We start from the raw sequence: 15,516 nt of genomic DNA on the forward strand, positions 1-15,516 counted from the left end.
CGCATACTTATGCGCAGGATACTCAAGGATTGATCCATGGACAGATTGACCCCTATTCGCTGCTGGCCCGCCATTATCTCGATTGTTATCACACTGACTATCTGGTTTATCATCCCATGTCCTGCGGACGTGACGCCACAGGCGTGGCATCTGCTGGCACTGTTTATCGGCACTATTGCGGCCATTATCGGTAAAGCCATGCCCATTGGGGCGATTGCCGTTGTGGCTATCATGCTGGTGGCGATGACCGGTGTGACGAATCCCGGTAAGCCAGCTGCGGCGCTTAACGATGCGCTGAGCGGTTTTTCCAACCAACTGATCTGGCTGATTGGTTTATCGATCATGCTGTCGCAAAGCCTGCTAAAAACAGGACTCGGCGCGCGCATCGGCTACGGATTTATTGCGTTGTTTGGTAAGCGAACCTTAGGTATCGCGTGGGCATTAACGCTCGCAGAAACGCTGATTGCCCCCGTCACCCCAAGCAACACGGCGCGCGGTGGCGGTATTATCCACCCGGTAATGCGGGCCATCGCCGACAGCCTCGGGTCGCAGCCTGGCAACAGTGAAAATGGCTCAACGGGTCGCTATCTGGCGCTGGTGAATTACAACATTAACCCCATCAGTTCGGCGATGTTCATCACCGCAACCGCTCCTAACCCTCTCATTGTCACCTTTTTGACTCAGGGGACGGACGGGGTACTGACTATGACCTGGGGGATGTGGGCCATTGCGGCGCTCCTTCCGGCGGTGGTCTCGCTGCTGGTGATGCCCATCGTCATCTGGTGGCTCTATCCACCCGCCATTACCCGCACGCCTAACGCGCCGCAGTTCGCCCGGCAAAAGCTGGATCTTCTCGGCCCGCTGTCGCTGGCAGAGAAAATCACGCTGGCGGTATTCATTTTGCTGCTCTGTCTGTGGGCTGGCGTTCCTGCGATGATCATGGGCAGCGGCTGGACCGTGAACCCCACTAGCGCGGCGCTGATCGGCTTATCGATTCTGTTGGTGACGGGGGTCTTAAACTGGGAGGATATCCTTAAGTGTCGCGGTGCCTGGGATACCATTGTCTGGTTTGCCGCGCTGGTGATGATGGCGGATTTCCTCAGTAAACTGGGACTGGTCGGCTGGCTGGCGACGAGTGTGGGGACGGCAATCAATCATCTTGGCGTTCACTGGAGTATCGCGACGCTGCTGTTGATCCTGCTTTACGTCTATTCTCACTACTTTTTCGCCAGCACCACGGCGCATATCACGGCCATGTTCTCCGCCTTCTTCATCGCGGGGTTAGGTCTGGGCGCACCACCGGCTCTGCTGGGGCTGATGCTCGGTTTCTCCTCCTCGCTGATGATGTCGCTCACCCACTATGGCACGGGTACCGCGCCGATTATTTTTGGCTCTGGCTACGCCACGCTGGCGGAATGGTGGAAGACGGGGCTGGTGATGAGTGTGGTGAACCTGACTATCTGGGCGGTAACCGGGGCTTTCTGGTGGCACTGGCTGGGATACTGGTAATACGGAGATAAGCCGGGGGGAGAGGTTCCCCCCGGCTACACAACTTAAGCCTGTTTTGCTGCTTCAGCCGCTTTCACGATCACCGCGAAAGCATCAGCTTTCAGGGAAGCACCGCCAACCAGCGCGCCGTCGATGTCCGGCTGAGTGAACAGTTCTGCCGCATTGGCTGCGTTTACGGAACCGCCGTACTGGATGATGACCTGCTCAGCAATTTTCGCGTCTGCTTTGGCAATGTGGTCACGGATGAATTTGTGAACAGCCTGTGCCTGCGCTGGCGTTGCGGATTTGCCAGTGCCGATCGCCCAAACGGGTTCGTAAGCGATAACGACGCCTTCGAATGCCGCAGCACCCTGGGTTTTCAGAACGGCGTCGATCTGACGTGCGCACACTTCTTCTGTTTTGCCCGCTTCGTTTTCAGCTTCGGTTTCACCGATGCACAGAACCGGCGTCAGACCCTGCTCTTTCAGCACGGCGAATTTTTTCGCGATCAGTTCGTCAGACTCTTTGTGGTAAGTACGACGCTCAGAGTGGCCGATGATGATGTACTGCGCGCCGATGTCTTTCAGCATTTCAGCGCTTGTTTCACCGGTAAATGCGCCGGACAGGTTCAGGTCAACGTTCTGTGCGCCCAGGAGGATGTGGCTACCGGCCGCAGCGTGTTTTGCCAGGTCGATGTACATTTCCGGCGGCGCGATCGCTACCGCGCAGCCTGCGACGCCAGCCAGCTCTGTACGCAGGTTAGCAATCAGTTCGTTTACCATGTGGCGGCTGCCGTTCAGTTTCCAGTTACCCATCACTAAAGGATGTCGCATTTCTATTCTCCACGCTTTGTCAGCGAATTAAGGAAGATGGCCGCCCCTCAGGGCAGCATGGTCTGTGAAACAGTATAGAGATCACTCCCCGGAAAGGCTTTGCTTTTTATCATCTCCCCGTCATTCTCCGCGTTACAGGTGCGTTGTCTATACTCGCTCACCCCAGTCACTTACTGATGTAAGCTCCTGGGGATTCGTTGCGTCGCCGCCTTCCTGAAACGTGAATAATTTAGGGGGAATTGGACCCGTCCAGGTTTTCAGATAACGCCAGCTTAATCGGTTCAACTGCGAAGGTCAGCCCCTTTTCGCCGTTATCTGCGACAACATAGCGAATTGCGCCTTCGGTCTCTGCGTAATAGCGCTTATTTTTCCCGGCGGTAAGCAGCTTTTGCAGCTTTTTCTGGCTCTGCTCTTTGGTTAGCAAGGGGGCAACGGTGCGGATCACCGCCGCCATATACTCCAGCGCTTTGGCTTTTGCCGCTTTCTGTTCCGGCCCCTGAATCGGCAGCCAGGTTATCTGCATACTCTTGATCTTCAACGTCCCGCGCTCAAGGGCGGTCGAAGCATAGAGATTTTCATTAATTTTGCTGGCCGCACGGGTGAGGTTGGCTTTGTCACGACTGCTGTCGATCGCGCGGAATTCGTTTAAGGTAAGCTTCGGATTTTGCGTATTAAAGTTTTCGCGAAACTGGCTGATGGAAAGATCAAACGTGGGGGCTCCAGCGAGCAAATACGGTGCGGTGGTGGCTGTCAATGGCTCAGCCGCCAGCGCCGGGGTGCTGGAGAATATCGCAGAAAACAATAATAAAAACAGTGAACATCCTGGCTTCATCAATCTTACCTTTCGTTATGACTGTTCACGATTAAAACGATAACCGTCTGGCTTGTCAAAAGGGTAAACTGTCGAAGATAGTCATTTTAAAGGAACAGGCATGACCTTACAGCAGTGGTTATTCTCATTTAAAGGGCGTATCGGACGCCGTGATTTCTGGATCTGGATTGCGCTGTGGATTGTCAGCATGGTGGTTCTGTTTTCGCTCGAGAGTCAAAAATTACTCCCCGATCAGATAGCCCCCTTTGCGCTTGTGTGTCTGCTCTGGCCGACGGCGGCAGTTACGGTGAAACGTCTGCACGATCGTGGGCGTTCAGGGCTGTGGGCGTTATTGATTATTCTTGCCTGGATGCTGTTAGCCGGCAACTGGGCCATTCTTCCGGGGATGTGGCAATGGGTGGTCGGACGCTTTGTGCCGACGCTGATCCTCATTATGACGATTATCGATCTGGGGGCGTTTGTCGGCACCCTGGGCGTAAATAAATACGGCAAAGACACCCAGAATGTGAAGTTCAGGTAAAGTGCAGGCCGGATAAGGCGAGGCCGCCTGTCCGGCAACGTGCTTACCAGTAGTGCTCTGCGGTCATGTGGCCCGGTCGGCGGCGCAAATGTTTAGTCATTTGCCGGGTCTCTTTCAGCAACTGCTGCGTGTCGCGAACCATCTGCGGATTCCCGCACAGCATCACATGGCTGGTCTCTTTATCCATCACTAAGCCTACCGCTTTTTCCAGTTCACCACTTTCAATCAGCGCCGGAACGCGACCGGTCAGTGAACCTGCGACCGTCTCACGGCTTACCACCGTCTGGATCCGCAGTTTGCCTTCGTAGCGCGTTTGCAGCGCCTGCATAAGCGGCAGGTAGCTTAAATCAGCGGCGTAACGTGCGGCATGGACCAGCACCAGGTTTTTGAAGCGATCGAGATCTTTACCCAACTGCAGAATCGATAAATAGGGGCCGATGGCGGTGCCGGTTGCCAGCATCCACAGCGTGTCGCAGTCCGGCACTTCATCCAGCACAAAGAAACCAGCGGCTTCGCTCACTACCTGCACCTCATCGCCGGGCTTCAGTGCTGCCAGACGCGGGCTCAGCTTACCGTCAGGTACGGTGACCAGGTAAAACTCCAGATTGGGATTATCAGGGGCATTCACATACGAGTAAGCGCGCTGGACGCGCTCGCCGTCAATCTCAAGACCGAGCTTGGTAAATTGACCGGCGGTGAAGGGATGAACGGGGGCGTGAACGGTCAGACTAAACAGGGCATCGGTCCAGTTCTGTACCTTTGTGACTTTGCCTGTTACCCAATCTGCCATGGTTTTCTCCTGTACGGGTCTCGTTCCCTTATCTTCGTTTGTTGGCAGAAAGATTTCCAGCCTGAAGGGGGCTGGAAGGCTCTAATGAACAAATTCGTTAAAGGATATGTGTCTGCACGTCCGGGTCTTTGCGATCGAGGTAGTGAATCGACTGAATGCGGCGGATGGTGCGTGATTTTCCGCGGATCAGCAGCGTTTCGGTGGTCGCGATATTACCTTTACGACTAATCCCTTCCAGCAGATCGCCTTTAGTAATGCCGGTTGCAGAGAAGATGACGTTGTCGCTGCGCGCCATCTCATCCAGACGCAGCGCTTTACCGGCCTCGATGCCCATTGCTTTACAGCGCGCCAGCTCCTGTTCGCCGATGCGGCGGTTCTCTTCGCTATCGCCTTTAACATCATGACGCGCCAGCAGACGGCCCTGCATGTCGCCATCCAGCGCGCGGATCACCGCAGCGGACACCACGCCTTCCGGCGCGCCGCCAATTCCGTACAGCACATCCACTTCACTGTCCGGCATACAGGTCAGGATGGAAGCGGCAACATCGCCATCAGGAATCGCGAATACACGTACGCCCAGCGTCGCCATCTCTGCGATCACCTCATCATGGCGCGGTTTCGCCAGAATCGTCACCGTCAGTTCGCTCAGCGGTTTGCCCAGCGCGTTAGCGACATTGCGCAGGTTCTCTTCCAGCGGCAGATTGAGATCGATGCTGCCCTTTGCGCCCGGCCCGACAATCAGCTTTTCCATGTACATATCCGGCGCGTTCAGGAAGCAGCCCTTGTCACCGACGGCCAGAACGGCCAGCGCGTTGGCCTGGCCCATCGCCGTCATTCGCGTACCTTCGATGGGATCGACGGCAATATCCACCGCGTCGCCGCGACCGGTACCGACTTTCTCACCAATGTAGAGCATTGGCGCTTCGTCGATCTCGCCTTCACCAATCACGATGGTTCCGTCAATGTTGACCTGGTTTAGCATAATGCGCATGGCGTTAACCGCAGCACCGTCGGCGGTGTTTTTGTCACCGCGTCCCAACCATTTATAGCCAGCCAGCGCCGCCGCTTCGGTTACGCGGGAAAATTCGATGGCAAGTTCTCGTCTCATAGCAAACTCGTAGCAAAAAGGAATGGCGCGAAGTGTAGCACAGGGGAGGGGAGGGAATTATTGATATCAGAGGGTGAGTGTGCGGGGTTGCCCCCCGCACACGTAATACAATCCGTAGACCGGATAAGACGCGTTCGCGTCGTCATCCGGCAATTCACGATTACTCTTCGTGATCTTCCCACGCCAGCGCGCGTTTGACCGCTTTCTTCCAGCCGCTGTAACGGTAGTTACGCTCGGTGGTTTCGATACCAGGGCGGAATTCACGTTCGATAACCGCTTTCTCCTGCAGCTCATCGAGGTTCTGCCAGAAACCAACCGCCAGACCGGCCAGGTAGGCTGCACCCAGCGCCGTCACTTCACGCACTTCCGGACGCTCAACGCGCGTGCCGAGAATGTCAGACTGGAACTGCATCAGGAAGTTGTTGGCAACCGCGCCGCCGTCCACGCGAAGAGCGTGCAGGCGAATACCGGAGTCTGCCTGCATCGCTTCCAGCACGTCGCGAGTCTGGTAGGCAATCGATTCCAGCGTTGCGCGAATGATGTGGTTGGAGTTCACGCCACGGGTCAAACCGAAGATCGCCCCACGCGCATACGGGTCCCAGTAAGGCGCGCCCAGACCCGTAAAGGCCGGCACCACGTACACGCCGTTGGTGTCCTTCACTTTGGTCGCGAAATACTCGGAATCGAAGGCGTCGCTGATGAGCTTCATTTCATCACGCAGCCATTGAATGGAGGCGCCCGCCATAAACACGGCGCCTTCCAGCGCGTAGTTCACTTCTCCGGTCGGGCCACAGGCGATGGTGGTCAGCAGCCCGTTCTCGGACTTCACCGCTTTCTCGCCGGTATTCATCAGCATAAAGCAGCCGGTGCCGTAAGTGTTTTTCGCCATCCCTTCCTTCACACACAGTTGGCCGAACAGCGCCGCCTGCTGGTCACCGGCGATGCCGGAGATAGGAATACGCGTACCGCCTTTACCGCCAATGTTGGTCTGACCGTAGACTTCAGAAGAACGACGGACTTCCGGCAGCATGGCACGTGGAATATCCAGCGCATCCAGCATCTTGTCGTCCCAGTCCAGCGTGTGGATGTTGAACAGCATAGTACGTGAGGCGTTGGTGTAATCCGTCACGTGTACGCGTCCCTGCGTCATTTTCCAGATAAGCCAGGTATCAACGGTACCGAACAGCAGTTCGCCGCGACGTGCGCGCTCACGGGAGCCTTCAACGTGGTCGAGGATCCACTTCACTTTGGTGCCGGAAAAATACGGGTCAATGACCAGCCCGGTGTTATTGCGGACGTATTCTTCCATGCCATCGCGCTTCAGGCGCTCGCAGATCTCCGCGGTCCGACGACACTGCCAGACAATCGCGTTATAGATAGGTTTACCGGTTTCACGTTCCCAGACGATGGTAGTTTCACGCTGGTTAGTAATCCCGATAGCTGCAATCTGATCGGAACTGATGTCCGCTTTGGCCAGCACTTCCACCAGAGTAGAGCTCTGTGTTGCCCAGATTTCCATCGGGTCGTGTTCTACCCAGCCTGCTTTCGGGTAGATCTGCTCAAACTCGCGCTGTGAAACGCTCACTATATTGGCATCATGATCCATCACGACGGCGCGGGAGCTGGTGGTTCCCTGGTCGAGCGCAACGATATACTTTTTCTCAGTCATAATTATTTGTCCCGTAGTCACATTACAGCGAAGCTTTTTGTTGTGAAGTGGTCGTGGTTTCCTTCTCTTCCACGGCACAGGTATCGCACGGTAAATGGCGACCGATCAGCTTGCGATAGGCGAAAGCGCCCAAAATAGCGCCAACGATGGGGCCAAACAGCGGCACCAGGAAGTAAGGAATATCTTTGCCACCGGTGAAGGCGACATTACCCCAGCCCGCGAGCCAGGCGAACGCTTTCGGACCAATGTCACGCGCCGGGTTCATCGCAAACCCGGTCAGTGGGCCCATGGATGCGCCGATAACCGCAATCAGTAAACCAATCAACAATGGAGCCAGCGGGCCACGCGGTACACCGTTACCGTCATCAGTCAGCGCCAGGATAAGCCCCATCAGGATAGCGGTAATCACCATTTCAACCGCGAAGGCCTGCACAAAATTGATATGTGGGTTGGGATACGTTGAGAAAGTGCCGGCCAGATCAACACTCTCAATGCTGCCACGTACAATGTGGTGCGTCTGTTCGAAGTCGGCGAAAAGATTGTAGTAAAGCCCGTAAACTAACGCCGCTGCGCAAAAGGCACCGGCAAATTGAGAAAGGATAAAAGGAACAACCTTGCGCTTGTCGAAACACGCAAACAGCCACAATGCAATCGTGACTGCCGGGTTGAGATGTGCGCCAGACACACCTGCGGTCAGGTAGATAGCCATGGCTACCCCCAGTCCCCAGATAACGCTGATTTCCCACTGTCCAAAAGACGCACCCGCGACTTTAAGCGCAGCGACACACCCCACACCGAAGAAAATCAACAACCCGGTACCGAGGAATTCAGCAATGCACTGGCCTTTTAAGGTTGATGTTTGACTCATAATCGGATCCTGAAGAGTTTAATGTTTATTGTATGCGAGGAGGTCACTGACGTCCGCGATGCCCTGTAGGCACACTGTTAATTTATCGTTAACGAGCAAAAACGAGAAATATCGAACTTAAAATGTGTGTGCTCCGTCAATAAAATGAGCGTTTTCGCGCCATAAAGCGCGTTTTGTTATACAAAAACAGTGTGAGCTGAATCATTTCATTAACCAAAGTATTAACACTTAAGGGTTAGGGGGTTATTGTCTGTAAGAGTCGACTGAAAAGTGTTGTAAACCGCAATCAGCGCGGGATGCTGCTGGACAGCGAGGACGGGGCTTCATACAATCGGCACTATATATTGTGCGCGTTCACGTGAAGCGTCGCCTTGCAATTCAGGAGAGTATGACCATGTCTTTAGAAGTGTTTGAGAAACTGGAAGCAAAAGTACAGCAGGCGATTGATACCATCACCTTGTTGCAGATGGAAATTGAAGAGCTGAAAGAGAAGAACAACTCGCTGTCACAGGAAGTGCAATCTGCACAGCATGGCCGCGAAGAGCTCGAGCGCGAAAACCAGTCTCTGAGAGAACAACAGAATGGCTGGCAGGATCGTCTGCAGGCGCTGCTGGGCCGCATGGAAGAAGTCTAATCCTCGTCATATTTCACGTTATGGCGGCGTTGGCTGCGCGTATTCACCCCAGTCACATGGTTATCTATGCTCCTGGGGATTCATGCGCTTACCGCCTTGCCCTAACGCGAAATCTTTAGCGGATTGCGGTAAGTCATGTAGGCCGGATAAGGCGCAAGCCGTCATCCGGCAATATCATAGCGTTACCGCGATACAACGTTAGTTTCAGGCATTCAAACCTCCATCCACGTCCAGACCCGTGCCGGAAATCTGCCCAGCCGCTTGGCTTGCCAGAAACGTCACCGCCGCTGCAACATCCTCCGGTGTACCGTAATGCCCTGTCGCAATAAGCTGTCGTTGGGCGTCCGCCTGTTCGCCATCTGCTGGGTTCATATCACTGTCCGTTGGGCCGGGATGGACAAGGTTGACGGTAATACCCCGCGGGCCGAGATCACGAGCCAGGCCACGGGTTAGCGAGTTGAGCGCTGATTTAGTCATCGCGTAGACAGCAATCCCCGGTTGGGCGACACGGTTGGCAAGGCAACTGCCAATATTGATAATCCGCCCACCTTCAGGGAGATGTGGCAACGCGGCCTGTATGGCTACCACCACGCCACGGATATTCACGTTAATCAACGCGTCGATGTCTTCCAGTGACAGCGACTCCAGCGGGCCACCGCGTGCGATCCCTGCGTTGTTGACCAGAATATCTAATCCTCCCAGTGACTGTATCGTGTGATTTACGGCGTTCTGAATAGCCTGAGCGTTTGCACTGTTTGCCTGAATAGCCTCGCCATGGCGGCCGAGTGCTGTAATTTCATTGGCAACGGCTTGGGCTTTCTCCGCAGATTTTTCATAGGTTATAACAACATCAGCACCGGCTTTTGCCAGCGACAGTGCAATAGCGCGCCCTAATCCACGACTGGCTCCGGTAACCAGCGCTTTTTTACCTGTCAGATCGATATGCATGATGACCTCGTGACGAGAGTGATGAGATTCATCATTAGGTATAGAGAGAGTTTTCTCTTCGTCAATGCGCTGAATGGGGGAATCGAAAGGGTGAAGTGACAAAAAAGAGGATCTGGAGATGTCCAGAATCGAAGTAAATTGCCAGTCAGTTGTTTAACCGACTGGCATCACACCGAATGGCGGTATTTTCTTTACTCGATATCGAGTGGGTCTTCGGAGAGGATGATTCCCGTATTGTCGGCGTACAGATGGTCGCCGGAGAAGAACGTCACGCCGCCAAAATTGACGCGGACATCGCTTTCCCCAATCCCTTCACCTGCTGCACCTACCGGAATCGCGGCAATCGCCTGAATGCCGATGTCCAGCTCTTCCAGATCGTCTACCTGACGCACTGCGCCGTAGATGACCAGCCCTTCCCATTCATTCTGTACCGCCAGACGCGCCAGTTCGGCGTCGACCAGCGCACGACGGACAGAACCGCCGCCATCGACCAGCAGAATGCGTCCACGACCATTTTGTTCGAGCAGATCATACAGCAACCCGTTGTCCTCGAAACATTTCACCGTGACGATTTGTCCGCCAAACGACGACCGTCCTCCAAAGTTAGAGAACAGCGGTTCCACGACGTTGACATCTTCTTGATAGATGTCACAAAGCTCGGAAGTATCGTATTTCATAGGCTTAACGTTCAGTTGCTGCGAGAATTTTTAGTATATCGCGCTATGTGTACTGTTGGCAAAATCATCAATTGTTAATTGATATTTGTCAGTTATCTTGCCCACTGACTTAAGAAAATCCCGACGACAAACAGCAGGTTAGTCAGCAACGCGGCTTTTACCGTACGTTCGAGCATCGGACGCATCGCCGCCGGTTCCATCTGGCGCATAACGTAACGCGCCTGTTTAACCAGTACCGGTGCGGCCAACAGGAACAGCCAACCCCACGGACTTTGCAGCGAAAGCAGGTTAAACAGCGCCAGGCAGACCAGCGTCCCCATCAGCAGACAGGCATGGTAACGACGGGCATTGACGGCACCGAGGCGAACGACCAGCGTATTCTTTCCGTTTTCCCGGTCGCTGTTGATATCGCGCAGGTTATTGATGTTAAGCACGGCAGTGGCCAGCAGACCACAGGCGGTTGCCGGAAGAATGAGCGCCGGGATCAGCGTATGCGCCTGCAGATACCAACTGCCCATCACGCTCAGCCAGCCAAAGAAAACCAGCACGGAAATATCACCCAGGCCGATGTAGCCATAGGGACGATTGCCCACGGTATAGGTGATGGCGGCAATAATCGACAGCACGCCAAGCACCAGGAAACCGACAAAATCCGCCGGCGTACGGCACGCCACGGCAACCAGCGACAGACCGGACAAACAAATGAGTACGACGGTGATGATCAGTGCGCGCTTCATCTCCTGTTGGGTGATCACCCCTTTTTGCATCCCACGCAGCGGTCCGAGGCGGTCCGGCTTGTCGCTGCCCTTAACGGCATCGCCATAATCGTTGGCGAGATTTGACAGGATTTGCAGAAGCCCTGCCGTAATGAGTGCCAGCAGAGCGACCAGCGGATCAAAGTATCCCTGCCACCATGCCAGGGCCGTACCGACGATGATCGCCGCGAAGGCGAGCGGTAGGGTCTTGGGTCGTAAGCTTTCCAGCCAGGCCTGGGAGCGGCTAATTTGTTGTTGTTCAGTCATATTTAGCGCCAATAAAAATGGGGCCTTTCAGCCCCATCAACAGTGATGAAAATGCAGTGAACGCGATTATAGGATAAAACGGCTCAGATCTTCATCTGCGACCAGCGCATCCAGATGTTTGCTCACATAATCCGCATCAATTGTTATGCTTTGACCATTCAAATCGCTCGCATCATAGGAAATATCTTCCATCAGGCGCTCCAGAACGGTGTGCAGACGACGGGCACCGATGTTTTCGGTGGTCTCGTTAACCTGCCATGCCGCTTCAGCAATTTTCTTGATACCGGATTCAGTAAACTCAATGTTGACGCCTTCAGTCGCCATCAGTGCTTTGTACTGCACGGTGACAGAGGCATTAGGCTCCGTCAGAATGCGTTCAAAGTCGCTGGTGGTCAGCGCCTGCAGTTCCACGCGAATCGGCAGACGACCCTGCAGTTCCGGGATCAGGTCAGACGGCTTCGCCACCTGGAACGCCCCAGAGGCGATAAACAGAATGTGGTCGGTTTTGACCATCCCGTGCTTGGTGGAGACGGTGCAGCCTTCAACCAGCGGTAGCAGGTCGCGCTGTACGCCTTCACGGGACACGTCCGGGCCGGAGGATTCGCCGCGCTTACAGATTTTGTCGATTTCGTCGATAAACACGATCCCGTGCTGCTCAACAGCGTCGATCGCTTCCTGTTTCAGCTCTTCCGGATTCACCAGTTTGGCTGCTTCTTCTTCAATCAGCAGCTTCATCGCGTCTTTGATTTTCAGCTTACGCGCTTTCTGCTTCTGCCCGCCCAGGTTCTGGAACATGGACTGCAACTGGCTGGTCATCTCTTCCATTCCCGGAGGCGCCATGATTTCCACGCCCATCGGTGCAGCAGCGAGATCGATCTCGATTTCTTTATCGTCGAGTTGGCCTTCGCGCAGTTTTTTACGGAATGCCTGACGCGCAGCAGACGGTTCAGACTGCTGTTCCGCCTGGCCCCAGTTATTTTTAGCCGGTGGGATCAGCACATCAAGAATGCGCTCTTCTGCCATCTCTTCTGCACGATAGCGATTTTTCTCGATCGCCTGGACGCGAACCATTTTGATGGCGGCATCGGTCAGATCGCGGATGATAGAGTCAACTTCTTTACCGACATAACCTACTTCGGTGAATTTTGTCGCTTCTACTTTGATGAACGGCGCGTTGGCAAGCTTTGCCAGACGACGGGCGATTTCGGTTTTACCGACACCGGTGGGGCCTATCATCAGAATGTTTTTCGGTGTGACTTCATGGCGCAGTTCTTCGTCGAGCTGCATGCGGCGCCAGCGGTTACGCAGTGCAATCGCCACGGAACGCTTGGCGTTATCCTGGCCGATGATGTGCTTGTTCAGTTCGCTGACGATTTCGCGTGGGGTCATTTCAGACATGGGAGATCCTTACGCTTTAGACGGTAATTCTTCAATGGTATGGAAATGGTTGGTGTAAATGCAGATATCACCTGCAATATCCAACGCTTTTTCAGCAATGTCGCGAGCGCCGAGCTCGGTGTTTTCCAGCAGAGCACGTGCCGCAGCCTGGGCGTAGGGACCGCCGGAGCCGATGGCAATCAGATCGTTTTCCGGCTGCACGACGTCACCGTTACCGGTGATGATAAGGGAGGCGTTTTCATCTGCGACTGCTAACAGCGCTTCAAGTTTGCGTAGCATCCTGTCGGTACGCCAGTCTTTCGCCAGCTCAACGGCGGCTTTGACCAGATGTCCCTGATGCATTTCCAGCTTGCGCTCAAACAGTTCAAACAGCGTGAACGCATCCGCCGTACCTCCCGCAAAGCCAGCAATGACTTTGTCGTTGTACAGACGACGTACTTTTTTCACGTTGCCTTTCATTACGGTGTTACCCAGTGTGGCCTGACCATCACCGGCGATAACCACATGGCCGTTACGGCGTACGCTTACTATTGTTGTCACGAGCAGACCCCTTGGTTACAAATACAGAATACAAGCCCCGCACGGTGTACGGGGCGTAATGCAAGTATAGATGGGGGGGATTTTGGGGGTTTCAACCCCCGGAGGCGAGTCGAATACAGTTTGTGTGACCCGCCATCTTCAGGCGGCTAATCGTGCTGTCGGCATTCTCTTTGCCTTTCACCGGCCCGATAACCACGCGATTCCAGCCATTGTTGGTGGTGATTTTGGAGTCAAAGCCTTCGAAAGCCAGCTGTGCACGCACGGTTTCTGCCTGTTCAGCGCCTTTAAACGAACCGCACTGCACCATCCAGCGACGTTCGTCTTTCTTCTCCGCAGTCGGCTTCGGTGCTTCTGGCACGCGCTCAACCGGAGCGGCAGGTTGTGTTTTCGGCGCAGACGCCGCTGTGTGCGCAGGGGTCTGCAGCAGATCCTGATACGGCTGTGACGTTGCCGCAGGTTTCTGCGGCTGCGCGACAGGCTTCGACGGTTGCTGTACCGGTGCCGTTTGCGCTGTGCGCGTTTGTGTCTGCGGCTGCGTACGCGGCTGTTGAACCGGTGGCGTGCTGTTCCACTGCTGCTGCTGTTGCTCAACCTGACGTTGCTGAGCCTGGCGCTGCAACGTTTGCTGACGCTGTGCCGGTGTCTGCTCGTTCCACGGTACTTCGTTGAGTTGCGTTGGCTGCTGGCGCATATCGGCCTGCATTTGCGCAAGCAACTGGCGCTGTTCGTTGGTCAGTTGATCCGGCTTCATCACTTCACCGCCTGCAGACGGTTCTGTCGGCGCACGTACGCCCGGCTGGCGGCTTTCCAGCTCTTTAATATAGCGCCAACGCTCTTCCGGCTTCGGCGGCAGCCCGTTACCGGTCACTTTCTGACCCTGCAACGTTTCGGATTCTTCTTTCTTATGATGCGTAATGAAGTACAAACCACCGATAAAGGCCACAAGAACGGCGGCGGCAATGGCGACCATTGCGGGCGATACCGCAGACGTGTTGCGTTGCTTTTTCCGTGAGGTGCTCTTTTTGCGCCGCGAAGGTGCCGGTTGGCCGCGACGTACATAATCTCGTTGTGCCACTATCGTTTCGCTGTATTGATTTGTTCGTCAGCCCGCCATGTTACTTAAGCGGCGGGCCTTTGACCAGACACCGTGTCTGAAAGGTTTACGTTAAGGCACGCGTGGTACCCCGAAGGATCAGTTCACAGTCCATCAAACGCGAGCCGCTGTTGACATTTTGTCCATGAATTTGGTCAAGCAGCAACAGCATCGCTTCACGACCAATTTCGAAACGCGGTTGCGCAACGGTGGTCAGCGGCGGATCGCAAAATTCCGCCAGGGCGATGTTGTCGAAACCAATAATCGACAGGTCATCCGGAACTTTGATGCCCTGACGTTTGGCCCATGAGAGGGCGCCGAGCGCCATGACATCGCTATGACAGAATACCGCTGTCGGCGGTTGCGGCAATTCGAACAACTGCCTGAGCGCATTGCCGCCAGCTTCGAAGGTGAAATCCCCGCGAGCGATATAGTGCGGATCCACCGTCACACCGCAACGGCGCAGCGCTTGCACGTAACCCTGCAAGCGGTAATGACATAGCGGCATCTCTTCCGGCCCGGCAATGCAGCCAATGCGCTGATGTCCCAGTTCATGCAGATAGTTCACGGCATTGAAGGCAGCGGTCAGGTTGTCGATATGGACGGTGGGCAACTCCAGCTCCGGCGCAAACTCGTTCGCCATCACCATCGGCGGCAGATTGCGCTGCTCTTCAATACTGGCGTCAAACGGCAGACGAGAGCCCAACAACAACATGCCATCAATTTGCTTGGTGATGATCAGATTGACGAAGGTTTTTTCCTGCTGGTTCTGGTGCGCGCAATCGCCGATCAACACCAGATAGCCATGACTGGCGGCGGTGACCTCGATCCCACGGATCAGTTCGCTAAAGAAGGGATCGCAAATATCCGGGACAATCACCAGGATCGTTCGCGATTCATTACGTTTAACATTGCGACCCGTCGCCTGCGGTAAATACCCCACTTCTACAGCTGCCTGTTCAACCCGGTTTCGGGTGGACTGAGAGACTTTATCGGGGTTCATTAGCGCGCGGGACACCGTTGCCGTTGAGACTTTCGCCTTTATGGCAACATCTTTCATTGTAGCGGCAGCGGCCTGCTTATTCGGTTTCACTCT

Annotated in this window: 16 protein-coding genes; 3 read left to right on the plus strand and 13 right to left on the minus strand. The window is 54.9% G+C overall.

From position 1 onward, the window contains the following. The first annotated feature begins 36 nt into the window (after nucleotides 1-36). Nucleotides 37-1,509 (plus strand): DASS family sodium-coupled anion symporter, encoded by a 1,473-nt coding sequence (locus GBC03_05755; protein ID QFS69749.1) that lies wholly within the window; start codon nucleotides 37-39, stop codon nucleotides 1,507-1,509. A gap of 44 nt (nucleotides 1,510-1,553) precedes the next feature. Here GBC03_05755 and tpiA read toward each other — a convergent pair whose 3' ends face one another. Both tpiA and GBC03_05765 read right to left on the minus strand, forming a co-directional pair. Further along, nucleotides 1,554-2,321, minus strand: a complete 768-nt coding sequence (tpiA, locus tag GBC03_05760; protein ID QFS69750.1) for a triose-phosphate isomerase — start codon at nucleotides 2,319-2,321, stop codon at nucleotides 1,554-1,556. A 229-nt stretch (nucleotides 2,322-2,550) separates the two neighbouring features. Next, nucleotides 2,551-3,153, minus strand: a complete 603-nt coding sequence (locus tag GBC03_05765; protein QFS69751.1) for a DUF1454 family protein — start codon at nucleotides 3,151-3,153, stop codon at nucleotides 2,551-2,553. A 100-nt stretch (nucleotides 3,154-3,253) separates the two neighbouring features. Between GBC03_05765 and GBC03_05770 the strand changes: the two genes are divergently transcribed. Continuing rightward, complete coding sequence (locus GBC03_05770; protein ID QFS69752.1) at nucleotides 3,254-3,673, plus strand: DUF805 domain-containing protein; 420 nt, start codon at nucleotides 3,254-3,256, stop codon at nucleotides 3,671-3,673. Between the two features lie 43 nt (nucleotides 3,674-3,716). Here the strand turns inward: GBC03_05770 and GBC03_05775 are convergent, their stop codons facing one another. The 4 genes from GBC03_05775 to glpF all read right to left on the minus strand — a co-directional run bounded on the left by GBC03_05775 (nucleotide 3,717) and on the right by glpF (nucleotide 8,108). Next, nucleotides 3,717-4,463 (minus strand): ferredoxin--NADP(+) reductase, encoded by a 747-nt coding sequence (locus GBC03_05775; GenBank protein QFS69753.1) that lies wholly within the window; start codon nucleotides 4,461-4,463, stop codon nucleotides 3,717-3,719. A gap of 97 nt (nucleotides 4,464-4,560) precedes the next feature. Then, entirely contained in the window at nucleotides 4,561-5,571 is a 1,011-nt protein-coding gene (gene glpX, locus GBC03_05780; protein QFS69754.1) for a class II fructose-bisphosphatase, read from the minus strand. Nucleotides 5,572-5,731: 160 nt separating this feature from the next. Further along, nucleotides 5,732-7,240: a glycerol kinase GlpK gene (glpK, locus tag GBC03_05785; GenBank protein QFS69755.1), complete on the minus strand. Its 1,509-nt coding sequence runs from the start codon at nucleotides 7,238-7,240 to the stop codon at nucleotides 5,732-5,734. Between the two features lie 22 nt (nucleotides 7,241-7,262). After that, complete coding sequence (gene glpF / locus GBC03_05790; GenBank protein ID QFS69756.1) at nucleotides 7,263-8,108, minus strand: glycerol uptake facilitator protein GlpF; 846 nt, start codon at nucleotides 8,106-8,108, stop codon at nucleotides 7,263-7,265. Nucleotides 8,109-8,496: 388 nt separating this feature from the next. Here glpF and zapB point away from each other — a divergent pair, with 388 nt between their 5' ends. Beyond that, a complete protein-coding gene (gene zapB, locus GBC03_05795) occupies nucleotides 8,497-8,742 on the plus strand; it encodes a septal ring assembly protein ZapB (GenBank protein QFS69757.1) in 246 nt (81 codons plus the stop codon). 204 nt (nucleotides 8,743-8,946) lie between these two features. Here zapB and GBC03_05800 read toward each other — a convergent pair whose 3' ends face one another. From GBC03_05800 to cytR, 7 genes are all read right to left on the minus strand, one after another. Further along, nucleotides 8,947-9,690 carry an SDR family oxidoreductase gene (locus tag GBC03_05800; GenBank protein QFS69758.1) on the minus strand — a complete coding sequence of 248 codons (744 nt, stop codon included), beginning with the start codon at nucleotides 9,688-9,690 and terminating at the stop codon, nucleotides 8,947-8,949. A gap of 191 nt (nucleotides 9,691-9,881) precedes the next feature. After that, nucleotides 9,882-10,367 (minus strand): ribonuclease E activity regulator RraA, encoded by a 486-nt coding sequence (gene rraA / locus GBC03_05805; GenBank protein QFS69759.1) that lies wholly within the window; start codon nucleotides 10,365-10,367, stop codon nucleotides 9,882-9,884. Nucleotides 10,368-10,459: 92 nt separating this feature from the next. Continuing rightward, complete coding sequence (gene menA, locus GBC03_05810) at nucleotides 10,460-11,389, minus strand: 1,4-dihydroxy-2-naphthoate polyprenyltransferase (protein QFS69760.1); 930 nt, start codon at nucleotides 11,387-11,389, stop codon at nucleotides 10,460-10,462. A 66-nt stretch (nucleotides 11,390-11,455) separates the two neighbouring features. Beyond that, on the minus strand, nucleotides 11,456-12,787 hold the full coding sequence (hslU, locus tag GBC03_05815) for an HslU--HslV peptidase ATPase subunit (GenBank protein QFS69761.1): 1,332 nt from the start codon (nucleotides 12,785-12,787) through the stop codon (nucleotides 11,456-11,458). Between the two features lie 9 nt (nucleotides 12,788-12,796). After that, nucleotides 12,797-13,327: an ATP-dependent protease subunit HslV gene (gene hslV / locus GBC03_05820; protein QFS69762.1), complete on the minus strand. Its 531-nt coding sequence runs from the start codon at nucleotides 13,325-13,327 to the stop codon at nucleotides 12,797-12,799. Nucleotides 13,328-13,418: 91 nt separating this feature from the next. Beyond that, the gene (gene ftsN, locus GBC03_05825; GenBank protein ID QFS69763.1) at nucleotides 13,419-14,402 is read right to left on the minus strand and encodes a cell division protein FtsN; all 984 of its coding nucleotides are present in this window, start codon (nucleotides 14,400-14,402) and stop codon (nucleotides 13,419-13,421) included. Between the two features lie 85 nt (nucleotides 14,403-14,487). Further along, a complete protein-coding gene (gene cytR, locus GBC03_05830) occupies nucleotides 14,488-15,513 on the minus strand; it encodes a DNA-binding transcriptional regulator CytR (protein QFS69764.1) in 1,026 nt (341 codons plus the stop codon). Nucleotides 15,514-15,516 lie beyond the last annotated feature (3 nt).

This window comes from Citrobacter telavivensis (assembly GCA_009363175.1).
Taxonomy (GTDB): domain Bacteria; phylum Pseudomonadota; class Gammaproteobacteria; order Enterobacterales; family Enterobacteriaceae; genus Citrobacter_A; species Citrobacter_A telavivensis.

Bases quoted from the DNA above. Each gene is read 5' to 3' on its own strand.
- GBC03_05755 (QFS69749.1), top strand. From the start codon at position 37: ATGGACAGATTGACCCCTATTCGCTGCTGGCCCGCCATTATCTCGATT.
- tpiA (QFS69750.1), bottom strand. From the start codon at position 2,321: ATGCGACATCCTTTAGTGATGGGTAACTGGAAACTGAACGGCAGCCGC.
- GBC03_05765 (QFS69751.1), bottom strand. From the start codon at position 3,153: ATGAAGCCAGGATGTTCACTGTTTTTATTATTGTTTTCTGCGATATTC.
- GBC03_05770 (QFS69752.1), top strand. From the start codon at position 3,254: ATGACCTTACAGCAGTGGTTATTCTCATTTAAAGGGCGTATCGGACGC.
- GBC03_05775 (QFS69753.1), bottom strand. From the start codon at position 4,463: ATGGCAGATTGGGTAACAGGCAAAGTCACAAAGGTACAGAACTGGACC.
- glpX (QFS69754.1), bottom strand. From the start codon at position 5,571: ATGAGACGAGAACTTGCCATCGAATTTTCCCGCGTAACCGAAGCGGCG.
- glpK (QFS69755.1), bottom strand. From the start codon at position 7,240: ATGACTGAGAAAAAGTATATCGTTGCGCTCGACCAGGGAACCACCAGC.
- glpF (QFS69756.1), bottom strand. From the start codon at position 8,108: ATGAGTCAAACATCAACCTTAAAAGGCCAGTGCATTGCTGAATTCCTC.
- zapB (QFS69757.1), top strand. From the start codon at position 8,497: ATGACCATGTCTTTAGAAGTGTTTGAGAAACTGGAAGCAAAAGTACAG.
- GBC03_05800 (QFS69758.1), bottom strand. From the start codon at position 9,690: ATGCATATCGATCTGACAGGTAAAAAAGCGCTGGTTACCGGAGCCAGT.
- rraA (QFS69759.1), bottom strand. From the start codon at position 10,367: ATGAAATACGATACTTCCGAGCTTTGTGACATCTATCAAGAAGATGTC.
- menA (QFS69760.1), bottom strand. From the start codon at position 11,389: ATGACTGAACAACAACAAATTAGCCGCTCCCAGGCCTGGCTGGAAAGC.
- hslU (QFS69761.1), bottom strand. From the start codon at position 12,787: ATGTCTGAAATGACCCCACGCGAAATCGTCAGCGAACTGAACAAGCAC.